Consider the following 15,732-nt stretch of genomic DNA (forward strand, 5'->3'; position numbering starts at 1 on the left):
CAGTGGGAGGCGATGAAACACGCCTGAACGACCACGTCCTGGGAGTCCCCGATGTCGACGCTGCGCGTCACCGCCGAAGTGCTGACCGTCCACGACCATCCGAACGCCGACGCGCTCGAACTGGCCCAAGTGGGGCTGTATCGCGCCGTCGTCGCCAAGGGCGCGTACCGCACCGGCGAGGCCGCCGTCTACATCCCCGAGCAGTCCGTGCTTCCGGCGGAGCTGATCGAGGAGCTGGGGCTGACCGGACGGCTGGCGGGCAGCGCGTCCGACCGGGTCAAGGCGGTGCGGCTGCGCGGGGAGCTGTCGCAGGGCATCGTCTGCCGGCCCGGGGCGCTCGCGGACGTCGACCTGGCCCGCGCCGCGGCCGACGGCACGGACTTCGCGGAGCGGCTCGGCATCACCAAGTGGGTACCGCCGATCCCGCCGACCATGAGCGGCGAGGTCGAGTCGGCGCCCGAGCTGCTGCCCTGGGTCGACATCGAGAACATCCAGCGCTACCCGGACGTCTTCACCCCGGGCGAGCCCGTGGTCCTGACCGAGAAGCTGCACGGCTCCGCGTGCCTGCTGACGTACCTCGCCGACGAGGACCGGGTGTACGTCACCTCGAAGGGCTTCGGCGCCAAGTCCCTGGCCCTGAAGGAGGATCCGCGGAACCTGTACTGGCGGGCGGTGCACGGACACGGCGTCGCCGAGGCGGCCGCGCGGCTCGCCGAGCGGCTCGGGGCCCGGCGGGTCGGCATCTTCGGCGAGGTGTACGGCGCGGGGGTCCAGGACCTGACGTACGGGGCCGACGGCCGGCGCGACACGCTCGGGTTCGCGGTGTTCGACGTGTCGGCGGAGATCGACGGGTCCGTGCGCTGGCTGGACGCCGCAGCGCTGCTGGAGGGGGAGCTGCCGTTGGTGCCGCGGCTGTTCGAGGGGCCGTACGACATCGAACGGGTGCTGGAGTTCGCCGGCGGGCGGGAGACGGTGTCCGGACGGGAGCTGCACATCCGGGAGGGCGTGGTGATACGGCCGGCCGTCGAGCGGTACAGCGCGGTGACCGGAGGGCGGGCCATCGCGAAGGCGGTCAGCCCGGCCTACCTGACCCGCAAGGGCGGGACCGAGTACGAGTGAGCGGGGCAGCAGTCGCCCGGTGCCGGTGTCGGTGCCGGGCGACTGCTCCGGTCTTCCACCAGCAGCCGCGACCCCGGCCCCCGTTCCCCGACCGCGTCGTCCGGGTTGGACAGGACGCAGCTGTCGAGGGAGAGGCAGCCGCAGCCGATGCAGTCGGTGAGGTGGTCGCGCAGGCGGTGCAACTGCTGGATGCGCTCGTCGAGTTCGGCGCGCCAGGCCTTGGACAGGCGGGCCCAGTCCTCGCGGGTCGGGGTGCGCTCCTCGGGGAGTTCGGCGAGGGCCTCGCGGATCGTGGCCAGCGGGATGCCGACGCGCTGGGCGGCGCGTACGAAGGCGACGCGGCGCAGGGTGTCACGGCTGTAGCGGCGCTGGTTGCCGGTGGTGCGGCGGCTGCGGATGAGGCCCTTGGACTCGTAGAAGCGCAGGGCGGAGACGGCGGCGCCGCTGCGCGCGGACAACTGGCCGACGCTCAGCTCGTGGATCTTCTCGGGAATCTGGGGCACCTCTCAGAGCCTACCCATCGCCCCCGCCGCGGTCCGTTGACATCGGCCCCGCTCCCGACCATGCTAAGCAGTTGCTTAGACATGCGACCGAGGCATGCGACCGAGGCAAGCGATTCCGCGACGCGAGAGGCCGGGAACATGGCAGAACCGAGGATCTTCACCTCCCCCGACGAGCTGAGGGCGGCCGTCGGCGAGCAACTGGGGCACACCGACTGGGTGGAGATCGACCAGAAGCGGATCGACCTCTTCGCGGACGCCACCGGCGACCACCAGTGGATTCACGTCGATCCGGAGAAGGCCGCCCTGGGTCCGTTCAAGACGACCATCGCACACGGCTACCTCACCCTGTCGCTGCTTCCCCTCTTCGGCCCGCAGCTGATCTCGGTCCAGGGCGTGCGGATGGGCGTCAACTACGGGACGAACAAGGTCCGTTTCCCCGCTCCCGTGCCGGTCGGCTCCCGGCTGCGGGCCACGGCGACGATCACCGGCGTCGAGGACGTCACCGGCGGCGTCCAGCTGAGCGTGGCGTTCACCGTGGAGCGCGAGGGCGGCGACAAGCCGGTCTGCGTCGCGGAGTCGGTGTCCCGCTACTACGTCTGAGCCGCACCGCCCGGCGGGCCGGCGCCTACTTCGCGCCGACCATCCGCAGCACGAGGTCGGCGTAGAGCGCGCCGACCTCCTCGGGCGTCCGGGGGCCGTCCACGTTGAACCAGCGGGCCACGTCGATGCACAGGGACAGCACGGCGAGGGTGGTGCCGTGCACGTCCAGGACGTCGAACTCGCCGGACTCGACGCCCTCCTGGATGATCCCGCGCACCTCGCCGTCGACCTGGCGGCGCAGATCGAGGATCTCGGCACGGGCGTCCGGCCCGAGCGCGTCCAGCTCGTACTGCACGACACGGGCGGTGGTGCGCCGCCCGGCGTGCCAGCGGACGAAGGAGCTGACGGCGTCCGCGAGCCGCTCCGGCGCGCCACCCTCGCGGCGCGCGGCCGTCCGCAGGATGTCCAGGGCCCTGTCGTGGCCGATCCGGCTGATCCGGTGGAGCAGCTCTTCCTTGGTCTTGTAATGGATGTACAGCGCGGCCGGGCTCATGCCCGCGCGACCCGCGATGTCGCGGGTCGTCGTCGCGTGGTAGCCGCGCTCGGCGAAGGCCTCCACGGCCGCGACCAGCAGGCGCCGGGCCGCCTCAGGGGTGACCTCTTCCCACGGCTCGACCTCGCCGCCGGTCGTCTCCTCCGCCGTACTCATCGCTCTCTCGCCCCTCTCGGTGACAGGAGCTACACCATACCGCCGAAGCTGAGCGGCCGCTTAGAGTGCCTGCTCAGATCTTCTCGAAGGGATCGTGTTCGGCCAGGAGCTTCTCCAGCCGTGCCTGGTCGACCCGGCTCACGATCTGCCCGGCCTCCTGCCGGTCCCTGATCACCTTGGCCAGGGTGAAGGCCGAGGTGACGAGGTACAGGACCGCGATGGCCAGGAAGGCCCGGACCCAGGCGTCGGTGTCCAGCCGGTAGATGCCGATGGACGTGGCCGCCATCGCGATGGCGAAGGAGGCGACCGCCTGGCCGTAGAAGGCGGCCGTGCTCTGCTGCTTGACCGGTGTCTCGCTCATGGACACCAGGGTCCGCGGATGTGGCGGCCACCACATCCGCCGGGATACTCAGAAACGTACTCAGAACGCCGAAATCCCCGTCAGCGCCCGCCCGATGAGCAGTTTCTGGATCTGGCTGGTGCCCTCGTAGAGGGTCATCACGCGGGCGTCGCGCAGGAGCTTGCCCGCCGGGTACTCGTCGATGTAGCCGTAGCCGCCGAAGACCTGGAGGGCGTTGTTGGCGGCCCGAACGGCGGCCTCGGAGGCGAAGAGCTTGGCCTTGGAGGACTCGGTGACGAAGGGCAGGCCGCGGTCGACCAGGTCGGCGACCCGCCAGGTCAGCAGCCGGGCCGCGTCCACGTCGACCGCGATATCGCTGAGGAGCTCCTGCACCAGCTGGTGGTGGGCGATGGACCTGCCGAACTGCTCGCGCTCCCCGGCGTACCGGACCGCCGCGTCCAGCGCCGCCTGGGCTATCCCCACGCAGCCCGCGGCGACCGACATGCGCCCCTTGGCGAGCGCGGACATGGCGACCGAGAAGCCCTTGCCCTCCTCGCCCAGCATCGCCGAGGCCGGCACCCGCACGTCCTGAAGGACCAGCTCGGCGGTGGCCTGGCCGCGCAGGCCGAGCTTGCCGTGGACGGCGTTGCGGGTCAGGCCCGGGGTGTCGGTGGGCACGAGGAAGGCGGAGACGCCCTTGTGGCCGGGGGCGTCCGTGGAGCGGGCGAAGAGCAGCACCACGTCGGCCCAGGTGCCGTTCGTGATGAACATCTTGGTGCCGTTGACGACGTACTCGTCGCCGTCGCGCACGGCCCGGGTGGCGAGGTTGCCCGCGTCGGACCCGGTGCCCGGTTCGGTCAGGCCGAAGCAGCCGACGTACTCGCCGGACGTGAGGCCGGGCAGCCAGCGGCGCTTTTGCTCTTCGCTCCCCCAGGCCGCGACGGACTTCGCGACGAGGCCGAGGGAGACGGACACGATCCCCCGGACCGAGGAGTCGCCCCGGCCCAGCTCCTCCGTGACCAGGCAGTACGCCAGGTGGTCGCCGCCCGAGCCGCCGTACTCCTCGTCGACGGTCAGGCCCAGGAAGCCGAGCGCGCCGAGCTTCTTCACGATGCCCCGGTCGACCTCCTCGGCCCGGTCCCAGGCGACCGCGTACGGAGCGACCTCCCGCTCCACGAAGTCCCGGGCGAGCTGCCGGACGGCGGTCTGCTCCTCGCTGAGCTCCAGGTTCACGACGAGATCACCCCACAGATGACGGAAACACGGCAGATCTTGAAAGCCGTACATTTAAATTAGCACTGCTAGTTTCTAGCGGCAGCCCTACTATGTGCGCCATGGCCCGACCGCGCAAGCCCCTCCTGAGCACCGACCGGATCGTCGAGACGGCACGCGAACTCGTGGACGCGGAGGGTCTGGCGGCCGTCTCCACCCGTCGGCTCGCCGCCGAACTGGGCGTGAGCGGGCCCTCGCTCTACAACCACTTCCGCACCAAGGACGAGATCCTGGAGGCGGTCGCGGACTCGGTGAGCGGCCAGGTCGACCTGTCGATGTTCGACAACGGCCGGGACTGGCGGACCGCCCTGCACGACTGGGCAGTCTCCTACCGGGCCGCCCTGCGCGACCACCCGAACATCGTCCCGGTCCTCGCCCGCGGGCCCGGCCGCCGCCCCGCCGGACTGCGGCTGGCCGACGCCGTGTACGGCGCGATGGTCGGCGCCGGCTGGCCGCCCGCGCAGGCCACCTCCATCGGCGCGCTGATGCGGTACTTCATCATGGGCTCCGCGCTCGGCTCCTTCGCCGGGGGCTTCGTGGACGACGCGAGCGCCTACGACCCCGCCGACTACCCCCACCTCGGGCAGGCGCACCTCCTCGCCGAACAGCAGGAGAAGATCGACGAGCGGGCCTTCGAGACGGGGCTGACGGCCCTGCTGGACGGACTGGCGCAGCAGTACGCGCAGGTCGGGGAGAGCGCGTAACGATCCTTCGGCGCCCGCCGAAGTGTCCGTACCGCATTCTGGGGTGCATGACCGCCAAGGACGCCCAGGCACCCGGGCTCGCCGCCCTCGCGGCGCTGATCGCCGACGAGACGCGGGCCGCGTGCCTACTCGCGCTGCTCGACGGGCGGGCCTGGACCGCCGGTGAGCTGGCCCGGCACGCGGGGGTCGCGCCGTCCACGCTGAGCGAGCACCTGGGCAAGCTGGTCGCGGGCGGCCTGCTGACCGAGGAGCGCCAGGGCCGCCACCGGTACGTCCGGCTGGCCGACACGCGCGTCGCACAGCTGGTGGAGGACCTCGCCGCCCAGGCCGACCCCGGCACCGCCCGGCCGCCGCGCACGCTGCGGGAGGCGGGCGCCGGTTCCGCGATGGCCCGCGGCCGCACCTGCTACGACCACCTCGCCGGGCGGCTGGGCATCGCGCTCACGGACGCGCTGACGGCGCGCGGGCTGCTCCGGCAGGACACCGGGTTCGCGCTCACGGACGCCGGGGTCGACTGGTTCGGCTCCGTCGGCATCGGCCTCGACCGCGCGACCCGCCGCCCCCTGGCCCGCGCCTGCCTCGACTGGACCGAGCGGCGGCCCCATCTGGCCGGTGTGGCGGGCGCGGCCCTGTGCCGCCACGCCCTGGACGCCGGCTGGTGCGTGCGCATCGGCTCCGAACGGGCCGTGAAGGTGACGCCCGAGGGCGAGCACGCCCTGTCCGACCTGCTGGGCATCCCGGCGGGGGCGCTGCGCTGAGCGGCGGTGTCCGCCCCGCAGCGTCGCGTCCGAAATCCGCGAGCGGCCGCCCCGCTCCCCTCCTAGCCTCGGGAAGCATGATGAACGTCTCCCCGTCCCGCCTGGCCGCCGGCGCCGCCACGGTCAGTGTGCTGCTGTGGGCCTCCGCCTTCGTCTCGGTCCGCAGCGCGGGCGCCGACTACGCGCCCGGCGCGCTGGCACTCGGCCGGCTGCTGGCCGGCTCCCTGGCGCTGGTGGTGCTCTGTCTCGTACGGCGGGAGGGCCTGCCGCCGCGGTCGGCGTGGCCCGGCATCGCGATATCCGGGCTGCTGTGGTTCGGCACCTACATGGTGGTCCTGAACTGGGGCGAGCAGCAGGTGGACGCCGGCACGGCCGCCATGGTGGTCAACGTCGGGCCCGTGCTCATCGCGCTGCTCGGCGCCCGGCTGCTCGGAGACCCGCTGCCGCCGAGGCTGCTCGCGGGCCTGGCAGTGTCCTTCGCGGGCGCCGTGACCGTGGGGTGGTCGATGTCGGAGGGCGGTGGTTCCTCGGTTCTCGGCGTGCTGCTGTGTCTGCTGGCCGCGGTGACGTACGCCGGCGGGGTGGTCGCGCAGAAGCCGGCGCTGGGTTCGGCGAGCCCGCTGCAGGTGACGACCTTCGGCTGCCTGGTCGGCACGGTCGTCTGTCTGCCCTTCGCCGGGCAGTTGGTCCACGACGCGACCGACGCCCCGCTCCCGGCCACGCTCAACATGGTCTACCTGGGCATCTTCCCGACCGCGCTGGCCTTCACCACCTGGGCCTACGCGCTGGCCCGGACGACGGCGAGCCGGATGGGCGCGACGACCTACGCCGTGCCCGCGCTGGTCGTCCTGATGTCCTGGCTGTTCCTCGGCGAGGTCCCGGGACTGCTGACGCTCGCCGGCGGCGCGCTGTGCCTCGCGGGCGTGGCCGTCTCACGCTCCCGCCCGCGCGGCACGACCCCGGCCCCGGCCCCGACTCCGGCCGCGCAGCCCGTCGCCGAGCCGCGCGCCTGGGCCGAGCGGGTACCGGCGACGGACTCCCGGAACACCGCCGGCTAGAACACCACCAGCGCCCGGCCGCCCTTGCCGGCGAGCATGTTCTCGAAGGCGGCCGGGATCCCCTCCAGGGCGATCCGTTCGGTCACCAGCGCGCTCAGGTCCAGGCGGCCCGCCCGGACGTGCTCGGCGAGCACCGGGAGGTCCCGGGCCGGGTCGCAGTTGCCGTACACGCAGCCGGACAGGGTCCGGCCCCAGTGGAAGAGCTCCAGGGCGTTGAAGGTGACCTGCTGGTCCTTGCCGCCGATGCCGACGACGGTCGTCCGGCCGCCCCGGCGCGTGGAGTCCCAGGCGGCCCGGATGCTGACCGCGCGGCCCACGCACTCCACGGCGACGTCGACGCCCTGCTTGCCGGTGAGGGCGCGGATCTCGCGGGGCGTGTTCTCGGAGGCGAGGAGGAAGTCGGTGGCACCCGCGCCGCGCGCGAGTTCCTCCTTCTGCGGGGACACGTCCACGGCGACGATCCGCGCCGCGCCGGCGATCCGGGCCGCCTGGAGCGTGGCGAGGCCGACCCCGCCCACGCCGAACACCGCGACGGTCTCCCCGGGTTGGACCCGCGCCGCGTGGTGCACGGCACCGTAGCCGGTGAGGACGGCGCAGCCGAGCAGGGCCGCGTCGACCAGCGGCACGCCCTCGGGCAGGGGCAGGACGCAGGACGCGGCGACCACCGTCTCCTCGGCGAACGCGGCGACGTTCAGGCCGGGGTGGAGGTCGGTGCCGTCCACGGTGCGGGCGTACACGTCGGCGGCCCCGGTGAGCGCGTTGGCGCACAGCCAGACCTCGCCGAGGGCGCAGGCGTGGCAGGTTCCGCAGGACGGCGCCCAGTTGAGGACGACGCCGTCACCGGGACGCACATGGGTGACCCCGTCGCCGACGGCGACGACCGTCCCCGCGCCCTCGTGGCCGAGGACCGCCGGGATCGGCACCCGCATGGTGCCGTCGGACAGGGACAGGTCGGAGTGACAGACGCCGGCGGCGGCGAGCCGCACCCGGACCTGGCCGGGGCCCGGGTCCGGCAGGTCGATCGCGGTGACCTCCAGGGGAGCGCCGACGGCGGGCAGAACGGCGGCACGTACGGCCATGAGGACAAACTTCCTTAGAACTGGAGGGACTTGGTCTGGAGGTATTCGGCGAGCCCGTGCGCGCCGAGTTCACGGCCCACCCCGGACTGCTTGTAACCGCCGAACGGGGCGAGGGGGTTGAAGCGGCCGCCGTTGATGTCGACCTGCCCGGTGTCCATGCGGCGGGCGAAGGCCACCGCCTCCGCCTCGTCGCCCGCCCAGACGGCGCCGGCCAGGCCGTAGACCGTGCCGTTGGCGATACGCAGGGCGTCCTCCTCGTCCTCGTACCTCAGGACGGTGAGGACCGGGCCGAAGATCTCCTCCTGCGCGATCGTCATCTGCGGCGTCACGTCCGCGAAGACGGTGGGGCTCACGAAGTAGCCCTTCTCGCGCGGGGGCTGCGCGCCGCCCGCGACCAGGCGGGCGCCCTCGGCGACGCCCCGCTCGATGTAGCCGCGCACCCGGTCCAGCTGCCGGGCGCTGACCACCGGTCCGATGCGGTCGCCGTACTTGGCGGCGGCGGCCGCGGCCAGCTCCACCGCCTCGTCGTACTGGGAGGTGTGCACCAGCATGCGCGTCCAGGCGCTGCACGTCTGGCCGGAGTTGGACATCACGTTGGCGACGCCGACGCCGACGGCCTTGGCGAGGTCGGCGCTGGGCAGGATGACGTTGGCGGACTTGCCGCCGAGTTCGAGGGCCACCCGCTTGACCGCCCCGCCCGCGACCGCTCCGATGTGCCGGCCGACGGCGGTGGAGCCGGTGAAGGAGACGAGGTCGACGTCCGGGTGCTCGGCGAGGGCCTGGCCGGCGACCTGCCCGAGGCCGGTGACCAGGTTGAACACCCCGGCCGGCAGGCCCGCCTCGTGCACGGCCTCGGCGAAGAGCTGGGCGGTGAGCGGGGTGTTCTCGGCGGGCTTCAGGACGACCGTGCAGCCCGCGGCCAGCGCCGGGGCGACCTTGGCGACGATCTGGTGGAGGGGGTAGTTCCAGGGGGTGATCGCGCCGACCACGCCGACCGGTTCGTGGTGCACGGTCGAGTTGCCGACCCGCTCCTCGAAGCCGTGGGTCGCGGCGAGTTCGGCGTACGAGCCGGCCACCGCGATCGGCACGCCCGCGTGGACCGTCTGCGAGAACGCGAGCGGTGCGCCGAGCTCCGCGGTGACCGTCTCGGCGATCTCCTCCCTGCGGGCCACGAGGACGTCCCGCAGGGCGATCAGCCGGGCGGACCGCTCGGCGGGCGGTGTCGCCGCCCAGATCGGGAGCGCGGCACGGGCGGCCCGTACGGCGCTGTCGACGTCCAGGGCGGTGCCTGCCGGGACGTGGCCGATGACCTGTTCGTCGGCCGGGTTCACGACCTCGATCAGGTCCTGCCCCGCCGCGGGGCGCCAGGCGCCGTCGATGTACAGGCCGTCGTGTGGCTTCATGCTGCTTCCTCCCGGCGGGGCTGCGTGGTCCGGCACACAAACTAGCGGCGATAGTTTTTCCGCGCCAGGCGTCACCGGACGCTCCAGGACATCAGAAGTCCACTTGCGCCCGTTCGTCCACCCTGCCCACGGACTCCTGGCCGAAAGCCTTCTCGTAGGCCAGACGGATCTCCTCGATCCGTCGGTCGCTCGTCTGTGCCCCCGCCACCGGGTACAGCAGGATCAGCTCGTACGACGGCTCCCGCTCGATCGTGCCGTGCGCGTCCCGCCACTGCCCGCGCCCGCTCTGCACGGTGAGGCCGTCGGGGAAGCCGGGGGTGACCCGCTGGTCGACGAAGTCCATGAACTGCGCGTCGGTCACGGCTGGTCCGCCGTCCGGGCGCGCGGTGCCGAAGAAGAGCCGGGTCTCCACGTACGGCTTTCCGCGCAGCGGCGGCGAGGGGGCCGCGTCGGCGAGCGTGGCGTAGGCGGTCGGGGCGGCGGCCAGCAGGAGGCCGGCCGCGGTGAGGTAGGTACGGGTGAGGCGCTTGTGCATGCCTCATCCGTAGTGGGCTCACTCGTCCAGGTCGGGCAGCCGCGCCGGGGACGGGCAGATGCGTTCGCCGTGCTGGTCGAAGACGAACAGGTGGGCGATGTCCACGAGGAGGGGGACCTGCATGCCGTGCCGCAGCCGGATGTCGGGGGTGGTGCGCACGACCAGGTCGCCGGGCATCCGGCCCTCCGGCGGCGCGGGTGCGGGATCGGCGTCGGCCGGGTGCTCCAGGACCACCACCGGCCCGGCGCGCAGGGCCCCGGCCCGCTCCCGCAGCCGCCCCAGCACGGAGAACCCCTCGCGGGCACGGCGGCGCGGGCGGCGCGGGGACGGGCGGGGGGCCTCCAGTTCGGGTACGACGGCGGGCCGGGAGCCGGTGTTGAAGTGCACGAGCACCTCGTGCCCCTGGAACTCCATGTGCTCCACCAGTCCGCTGATCGGCACCTCGCCCGGCCGCGCCGCGGCGGGCTTGGCGATACGGACCGCCTCCGAACGCAGCCCGACGATCACCTCCCGGCCCTGCTGCACGCGCAGCAACCGGTGGTCCGCGCTGAGCGGTTCGGGCAGGCGCAGCGCCTGCCTGCCGAGGCCGATGGTCATCGCGCCGTCCAGCGGGGCACGGACCAGGCCCTGCAACAGATTGATGCGGGGGGTGCCGATGAAGGCGGCGACGAAGACGTTGCGGGGCAGCGCGTACACCGAGCGCGGGGTGCCGACCTGCTGGAGCACTCCGCCGCGCAGGACGGCGACCCGGTCGCCGAGCGACATGGCCTCGGCCTGGTCGTGCGTGACGTACACCGTGGTGACGCCCAGTTCCCGGGTGAGCCGGGACATCTCGGCCCGGAGCCGGTTGCGGAGCTTGGCGTCGAGGTTGGACAGCGGCTCGTCCATGAGGAAGGCCGAGGGGTGGCGGGCGATGGCCCGGCCCATGGCGACGCGCTGGCGCTCGCCGCCGGAGAGCTGGCTGGGATAGCGGTCGAGGAGGTCCTCGATGCCCAGCATGCGGGCGGTCGCGTCCACCCGGGGGCCCGGATCCTCCCCCGGGCTCTCGATGCGCAGCGGGAAGCCGATGTTGTCGCGGCCGGTCATGCTCGGGTAGAGGGCGAAGTTCTGGAAGACCATCGCCATGTCCCGGCCGGACGGGGCCAGGTCGTTGGCGTACTCGCCGTCGAGGCGCAGTTCCCCCTCGTCGATCTCCTCCAGCCCGGCGATCATGCGCAGCACGGTGGACTTGCCGCAGCCGGACGGGCCGAGCAGTACGAGGAACTCCCCCGGTGCGATGTCCAGCGACAGCCGGTCCACGACGCGGACGCCTCGCGCGTAGGCCTTGCTCACGTCGTGCAGGGAGATGGCGCGTGTCATGGCTGCTGGCCCCCGGGGGCTGTCCAGAGCGCTGATGCCGGTGCTCCGTGGTCGAAGGCCTCGTGCGGTCGTACGGGGCCCGTGAGTCACGGAAGTTAACGGAATGTGTGCGGCCGGGGGAAGACGCGTGCCGAAATGTCCTGGCGGTCACAGGTCGACGGGGAAACGGACGCGGGGATTCGGGACGAGACCGGTCCCCGGTGCGCGAGGCGGAGCCGGGTCTCCTCGTCCCGCACGGCACGGGAGCGGCACGGAACTCCCCGCGGGAAACGCTCAGTTGTGGCTCTTCCCGGTCACCGGGACCCCCGACCCCAACCGCGTCGCGCCCGCCGGCCGGCTTCGCGGGTGACCGCAGCGCGACCCGTGGCCCGTCAGCCGGCGAGGTAACGGACGCGGGGATTCGGGACGGGGCCGGCCCCCGGTGCGCGGGGCGGAACCCGGTCTCCTCGTCCCGCTCGACACGGGAACGGCGCGTAACTCCCGCCGGGAAACGCTCAGTTGTGGCTCTTCCCGGTCACCGGGACCCCCGGCCGTCACGCCGCCCCGGCCCCGGCCCCGGCCCCAGCCGCGTCGCGTCCGCCGGCCGGCTTCGCGGGTGACCGCAGTGCGACCCGTGGCCCGTCAGCCGGCGCCGCACGAAGGTCGTCGTCCAGCGGGAGTCGGCGAGGTCGTCGGCCATGAGGACCACGCGGGTCGGCAGCAGGGGCGCGCAGCGGCCGGCTTACGGCGTTGCGGTGAGCGCGGCGACGTCGACGGTGACGCCGTTGAGGACCGCGTTGCCCGACAGCGGGTCGAGGAGGCTGCCGTCGAGGAGCTGGTTGACGTTGACGCCGGGCTCCAGGGCCGCGTGCCGCAGCCGGGTGCCGGGCCGGTCGTGGCCCCAGCCGTGCGGGAGGCTCACCACGCCGGGCCGGACGCCGTCGGTGACCTCGGCGGGGGCGACCACCTCTCCGCCGGCCCCCTTCACGCGCACCTGAGCCCCGTCGCGCACTCCGAGGCGTTCCGCGTCCTCGGGGTGGATGTGCAGGGTGCAGCGGTTGGTGCCGCCGGTGAGGGCGGGCACGTTGTGCATCCAGCTGTTGTTGGAGCGCAGATGGCGGCGGCCGACGAGGACGAGCCCGTCGGGGCGCTCGGCCAGCGCCTCCCGCAGCCGGGGCAGGTCGTCCGCGATCGGCTGCGCCAGCAGCTCCACCTTGCCGCTCCTGGTCTTCAGCGGCTGCGGCAGACGGGGGCGCAGCGGGCCGAGGTCGATGCCGTGCGGGTGGTCGAGGAGTCGCTGAAGGGTGAGGCCTTCGGGTCGTACGCCGAAGCCGTCGCCGTAGGGGCCGAGGCGCAGCATCATGTCGAGCCGCCGCTCGGGGCCGGTCTCGCCGGTGAGCTCGGCGGCCAGCTCCTTCGGGTCCCGGCCGTGCACCGGCGAGTGCTCCTCGCGGACCGCCTTGCCGAGGGTCTGGTCGATCACCATCGCGTCGACGGCGGACGGGTCGGCGCCGTGCATACCGCTCGCGGCAAGGATCAAACGGGCCAGGATCTCGGACTCGGCCATCCGGCCGGGCTCCAGGGGGACGGCGGGGCGGGTGTAGCGGACCTGGTTGCGGACGGCGAGGGTGTTGAAGGCGAAGTCGTGGTGCGGGCTCTGGGAGGGCGGCGGCGGGGGCAGCACGACGTGGGCGTGGCGCGAGGTCTCGTTCAGGTAGGGGTCGACGCTGACCATGAAGTCGAGGGAGTCGAGGGCCTTGTCGAGCCGGGCACCGTCGGGCGCGGAGAGCACGGGGTTGGCGGCGACCGCGATGAGGGCGCGGACCGGCTCGCCCTCCGCGGTCGGAGTGTCGATCTCCTCGGCGAGCGCGGAGAGCGGCAACTCGCCCTTCGCCTCGGGGTGCCGGCGCACCCGGGAGTGCCAGCGTCCGAGCTGGAAGCCGTGGCCGGGTCCGGCGGGGCGGGGTGTCCTGTCGGTGGCGGCCTGCGGGAAGAGGGCGCCGCCGGGCCGGTCGAGGTTGCCGGTGAGGATGTTGAGGACGTCCACCAGCCAGCTGGCGAGGGTGCCGTGCGGGACGGTGCAGCTGCCGATGCGGGCGTAGACGGCGGCGGTCGGGGCGGCGGCGAGTTCGCGGGCGAGGGCGCGGATCGTGTCCGCGTCGACGTCACAGGCCCGAGCCGCGGCCTCGGGGGTGAAGTCCGCCATCGCGTCGCGGAGTTCGTCGAGCCCCTGGACGTGCGGGGCCAGCTCGCCGAGTTCGGCGAGTTTCTCCTCGAAGAGCACGTGCGCCATCGCCGCGAGCAGCAGCGCGTCGGTGCCGGGGCGGATCGCGATGTGCCGGTCGGCGAGCTTCGCGGTACGGGTGCGGCGCGGGTCGATGACGGTGAGGGTACCGCCGCGGGCCCGGAGCGCCTTGAGCTTGCCGGGGAAGTCGGGTGCGGTGCACAGACTCCCGTTGGACTCCAGGGGGTTGGCGCCGATCAGGAGCAGGTGGTCGGTGTGGTCCAGGTCGGGGACCGGGATGGCATTGGCATCCCCGAAGAGCAGTCCGCTGGAGACGTGCTTGGGCATCTGGTCGACCGTGGAGGCGGTGAACAGGCTGCGGGTGCGCAGGGCGCCGAGCAGCACCGTCGGGTAGAGGGCGCCGGCCATGGTGTGCACGTTGGGGTTGCCGAGGACGACACCCACGGCGTCGGGGCCGTACCGCTCGACGATCGACCTGAGGCCCGCCGCCACCGCATCGAATGCCTCCTCCCAGGTGGCCTCGCGCAGTTCGCCGTCCTTGCGGACGAGCGGGGCGCGCAGCCGGTCGGGGTCGCCGTCGACGGCGCCGAAGGAGGCGCCCTTGGGGCAGATGAACCCCTTGCTGAACACGTCGTCGCGATCTCCGCGGGCTCCGGTGACGCGGGTTCCCTCGACGGTGAGGGTCAGCCCGCAGGTGGCCTCGCACAGGGGGCAGATACGCAGGGCGGTGCGGGGCACGGGTCCTCCCGGGGGCGGCTGCGGTGGCGCAGGACTAGGGGGAGCATACCGACCGGTATGCATGGAGGGGAGGGGTGTCCGGGGTCCCGTCGGAAATCCGCGCGCGGGCGGAGCGTCAGTCGAGCACCCGGGCGAGATAGGCCCGCAGCAGTTGCCGGGTCTCCTCGATGACCGCCCCGTCGCCCTCCGGGTCCACCCGGAAGGCCAGGTGGACCAGCGTGTCGGCGGTCTCCACGGCGATCAGGAAGGTGCGCCGCAGGTCGTCGTCGGGGGTACGGCCCAGGTAGCCGGAGAGCAGTTCGGTGAGGCGGTCGGCGACACGGTGGTTGGGCTCGGCGTGCCGGGCGCCGACCGGGATCTGGTTGCCGAAGTCGACCAGCGAGAAGCCGGGCGCGGTGCGCTTCATCGCCAGGTACTCGTCGAGCACGGCGTCCATGGCCGCCCGCCAGTCGCCGCTCCGCGCCTCCTTCAGGCGCTGGGTGACGCGCTCGGAGTACCGCTCCAGATTGCGCTGGGCGAGCGCGTCGGCCATCTGCCGCTTGTTGCCGAAGAAGCGGTAGACCGAGCCGATGGGCACGCCGGCGCGCACGGCGACGGCCCGGGTGCTCAGGTCGTCGTAGCCGACCTCGTCGAGGAGTTCGGCACAGGCGTCGAGGATCCGGGTGAGCCGTTCGGCGCTGCGCCGCTGGACGGGCGCTCGGCGCAGCGATGTCGCGTGGGGCACGGGCTTCATGATGCCTTTCCGCCGGGGTCCGGTGAACCTCGCCCCAGAGTACGGAGACGGGTGCCCGTTGCACTCATCGCCCGGGGGTCCCCGCCGGGATGGTGGCCCGCGTCACGCCGCTCCCGCCCGGCGTGGGCGGGGGCGTGGGCGCGGTCTCCGTCCCGGACGCCGTGATGTCGGCCGTGCTCTCCACCGGCTTGCCGTGCACGGCCCAGACCGTGCCGTCGTCGGCGTACAGCCGGGCCGTGACGTGATGGGTGCCGTGCGGGACCAGACGGGCGGCGAGGCGGTAGCGCGGGGTGCGCAGCCGGGTGACCTGGCCGCCGTCCACGAAGAGGTAGGCGAGGCCGCGGCCGGCCACCGGCCGCATCTTCGCGCCGGCCGGGGAGAAGCGGAAGTTGCGGACGGTCAGGTGCACGTCCCAGCTGCCGCCGGCGTCGGGAACCACCTCGACGCCGACGTCGGGTGCCCGGTTCTTGCCGATCTCACGGTAGTGCCGCCCCTCGTCGTCCGTGTCGTCGAGGAGCTTGCCCACCAGTGAGGCCGACACCTCGTCCTTCGGCTCGTGCGCCTCCCCCGTTCCGCACCCCGCCGTTCCGGCCAGGAGCAGGACGCAGACCGCGAGGGCGGCGCGAAGTCCACGCGTCCACGACATGCCGGGGAGCGT

General features: G+C 73.2%; 16 protein-coding genes. 5 read left to right on the plus strand and 11 right to left on the minus strand.

Features of this window, described 5'->3' with window-relative positions; translation table 11 throughout:
* Nucleotides 1–51: 51 nt before the first annotated feature.
* A complete protein-coding gene (locus tag IPZ69_RS06025) occupies nucleotides 52–1,119 on the plus strand; it encodes an RNA ligase (ATP) (protein WP_235452933.1) in 1,068 nt (355 codons plus the stop codon).
* On the opposite strand, the gene soxR is transcribed toward IPZ69_RS06025, so the two are convergent.
* Nucleotides 1,083–1,622 carry a redox-sensitive transcriptional activator SoxR gene (gene soxR, locus IPZ69_RS06030; protein ID WP_235452934.1) on the minus strand — a complete coding sequence of 180 codons (540 nt, stop codon included), beginning with the start codon at nucleotides 1,620–1,622 and terminating at the stop codon, nucleotides 1,083–1,085. The genes IPZ69_RS06025 and soxR overlap by 37 nt on opposite strands.
* 138 nt (nucleotides 1,623–1,760) lie before the next feature.
* Between soxR and IPZ69_RS06035 the strand changes: the two genes are divergently transcribed.
* The gene (locus tag IPZ69_RS06035) at nucleotides 1,761–2,222 is read left to right on the plus strand and encodes a MaoC family dehydratase (RefSeq protein ID WP_235452935.1); all 462 of its coding nucleotides are present in this window, start codon (nucleotides 1,761–1,763) and stop codon (nucleotides 2,220–2,222) included.
* Nucleotides 2,223–2,247: 25 nt separating this feature from the next.
* Here IPZ69_RS06035 and IPZ69_RS06040 read toward each other — a convergent pair whose 3' ends face one another.
* The 3 genes from IPZ69_RS06040 to IPZ69_RS06050 all read right to left on the minus strand — a co-directional run bounded on the left by IPZ69_RS06040 (nucleotide 2,248) and on the right by IPZ69_RS06050 (nucleotide 4,444).
* Nucleotides 2,248–2,871, minus strand: coding sequence for a TetR/AcrR family transcriptional regulator (locus tag IPZ69_RS06040; protein WP_235452936.1), 624 nt, complete (start codon nucleotides 2,869–2,871; stop codon nucleotides 2,248–2,250).
* Nucleotides 2,872–2,944: 73 nt separating this feature from the next.
* Entirely contained in the window at nucleotides 2,945–3,232 is a 288-nt protein-coding gene (locus tag IPZ69_RS06045) for a YiaA/YiaB family inner membrane protein (RefSeq protein ID WP_235452937.1), read from the minus strand.
* Nucleotides 3,233–3,292: 60 nt separating this feature from the next.
* On the minus strand, nucleotides 3,293–4,444 hold the full coding sequence (locus IPZ69_RS06050) for an acyl-CoA dehydrogenase family protein (RefSeq protein WP_235452938.1): 1,152 nt from the start codon (nucleotides 4,442–4,444) through the stop codon (nucleotides 3,293–3,295).
* Nucleotides 4,445–4,545: 101 nt separating this feature from the next.
* On the opposite strand from IPZ69_RS06050, the gene IPZ69_RS06055 reads away from it, so the two are divergent.
* From IPZ69_RS06055 to IPZ69_RS06065, 3 genes are all read left to right on the plus strand, one after another.
* Complete coding sequence (locus IPZ69_RS06055) at nucleotides 4,546–5,187, plus strand: TetR/AcrR family transcriptional regulator (RefSeq protein ID WP_235452939.1); 642 nt, start codon at nucleotides 4,546–4,548, stop codon at nucleotides 5,185–5,187.
* Between the two features lie 47 nt (nucleotides 5,188–5,234).
* Entirely contained in the window at nucleotides 5,235–5,945 is a 711-nt protein-coding gene (locus IPZ69_RS06060; protein ID WP_235452940.1) for an ArsR/SmtB family transcription factor, read from the plus strand.
* A gap of 80 nt (nucleotides 5,946–6,025) precedes the next feature.
* Nucleotides 6,026–7,003: a DMT family transporter gene (locus tag IPZ69_RS06065; RefSeq protein WP_235453000.1), complete on the plus strand. Its 978-nt coding sequence runs from the start codon at nucleotides 6,026–6,028 to the stop codon at nucleotides 7,001–7,003.
* Here IPZ69_RS06065 and IPZ69_RS06070 read toward each other — a convergent pair.
* From IPZ69_RS06070 to IPZ69_RS06100, 7 genes are all read right to left on the minus strand, one after another.
* Complete coding sequence (locus IPZ69_RS06070) at nucleotides 7,000–8,082, minus strand: zinc-binding dehydrogenase (protein ID WP_235452941.1); 1,083 nt, start codon at nucleotides 8,080–8,082, stop codon at nucleotides 7,000–7,002. The genes IPZ69_RS06065 and IPZ69_RS06070 overlap by 4 nt on opposite strands.
* Nucleotides 8,083–8,096: 14 nt before the next feature.
* Entirely contained in the window at nucleotides 8,097–9,485 is a 1,389-nt protein-coding gene (locus IPZ69_RS06075; RefSeq protein WP_235452942.1) for an aldehyde dehydrogenase family protein, read from the minus strand.
* A 91-nt stretch (nucleotides 9,486–9,576) separates the two neighbouring features.
* A complete protein-coding gene (locus IPZ69_RS06080; RefSeq protein ID WP_235452943.1) occupies nucleotides 9,577–10,020 on the minus strand; it encodes a DUF3574 domain-containing protein in 444 nt (147 codons plus the stop codon).
* Between the two features lie 18 nt (nucleotides 10,021–10,038).
* Nucleotides 10,039–11,379: an ABC transporter ATP-binding protein gene (locus IPZ69_RS06085; protein ID WP_235452944.1), complete on the minus strand. Its 1,341-nt coding sequence runs from the start codon at nucleotides 11,377–11,379 to the stop codon at nucleotides 10,039–10,041.
* Between the two features lie 721 nt (nucleotides 11,380–12,100).
* Entirely contained in the window at nucleotides 12,101–14,341 is a 2,241-nt protein-coding gene (locus tag IPZ69_RS06090) for a molybdopterin oxidoreductase family protein (protein ID WP_235452945.1), read from the minus strand.
* A gap of 115 nt (nucleotides 14,342–14,456) precedes the next feature.
* Nucleotides 14,457–15,074 (minus strand): TetR/AcrR family transcriptional regulator, encoded by a 618-nt coding sequence (locus IPZ69_RS06095; protein ID WP_235452946.1) that lies wholly within the window; start codon nucleotides 15,072–15,074, stop codon nucleotides 14,457–14,459.
* 64 nt (nucleotides 15,075–15,138) lie between these two features.
* The gene (locus IPZ69_RS06100; protein ID WP_235452947.1) at nucleotides 15,139–15,720 is read right to left on the minus strand and encodes a hypothetical protein; all 582 of its coding nucleotides are present in this window, start codon (nucleotides 15,718–15,720) and stop codon (nucleotides 15,139–15,141) included.
* Nucleotides 15,721–15,732: the final 12 nt, after the last annotated feature.

The organism is Streptomyces olivochromogenes, from assembly GCF_021538895.1.
Taxonomy (GTDB): domain Bacteria; phylum Actinomycetota; class Actinomycetes; order Streptomycetales; family Streptomycetaceae; genus Streptomyces; species Streptomyces olivochromogenes_A.

Bases quoted from the DNA above. Each gene is read 5' to 3' on its own strand.
- IPZ69_RS06055 (WP_235452939.1), top strand. From the start codon at position 4,546: ATGGCCCGACCGCGCAAGCCCCTCCTGAGCACCGACCGGATCGTCGAG.
- IPZ69_RS06100 (WP_235452947.1), bottom strand. From the start codon at position 15,720: ATGTCGTGGACGCGTGGACTTCGCGCCGCCCTCGCGGTCTGCGTCCTG.
- IPZ69_RS06080 (WP_235452943.1), bottom strand. From the start codon at position 10,020: ATGCACAAGCGCCTCACCCGTACCTACCTCACCGCGGCCGGCCTCCTG.
- IPZ69_RS06085 (WP_235452944.1), bottom strand. From the start codon at position 11,379: ATGACACGCGCCATCTCCCTGCACGACGTGAGCAAGGCCTACGCGCGA.
- IPZ69_RS06075 (WP_235452942.1), bottom strand. From the start codon at position 9,485: ATGAAGCCACACGACGGCCTGTACATCGACGGCGCCTGGCGCCCCGCG.
- IPZ69_RS06040 (WP_235452936.1), bottom strand. From the start codon at position 2,871: ATGAGTACGGCGGAGGAGACGACCGGCGGCGAGGTCGAGCCGTGGGAA.
- IPZ69_RS06070 (WP_235452941.1), bottom strand. From the start codon at position 8,082: ATGGCCGTACGTGCCGCCGTTCTGCCCGCCGTCGGCGCTCCCCTGGAG.
- IPZ69_RS06035 (WP_235452935.1), top strand. From the start codon at position 1,761: ATGGCAGAACCGAGGATCTTCACCTCCCCCGACGAGCTGAGGGCGGCC.
- IPZ69_RS06025 (WP_235452933.1), top strand. From the start codon at position 52: ATGTCGACGCTGCGCGTCACCGCCGAAGTGCTGACCGTCCACGACCAT.
- IPZ69_RS06045 (WP_235452937.1), bottom strand. From the start codon at position 3,232: ATGAGCGAGACACCGGTCAAGCAGCAGAGCACGGCCGCCTTCTACGGC.
- IPZ69_RS06095 (WP_235452946.1), bottom strand. From the start codon at position 15,074: ATGAAGCCCGTGCCCCACGCGACATCGCTGCGCCGAGCGCCCGTCCAG.
- IPZ69_RS06060 (WP_235452940.1), top strand. From the start codon at position 5,235: ATGACCGCCAAGGACGCCCAGGCACCCGGGCTCGCCGCCCTCGCGGCG.
- IPZ69_RS06065 (WP_235453000.1), top strand. From the start codon at position 6,026: ATGAACGTCTCCCCGTCCCGCCTGGCCGCCGGCGCCGCCACGGTCAGT.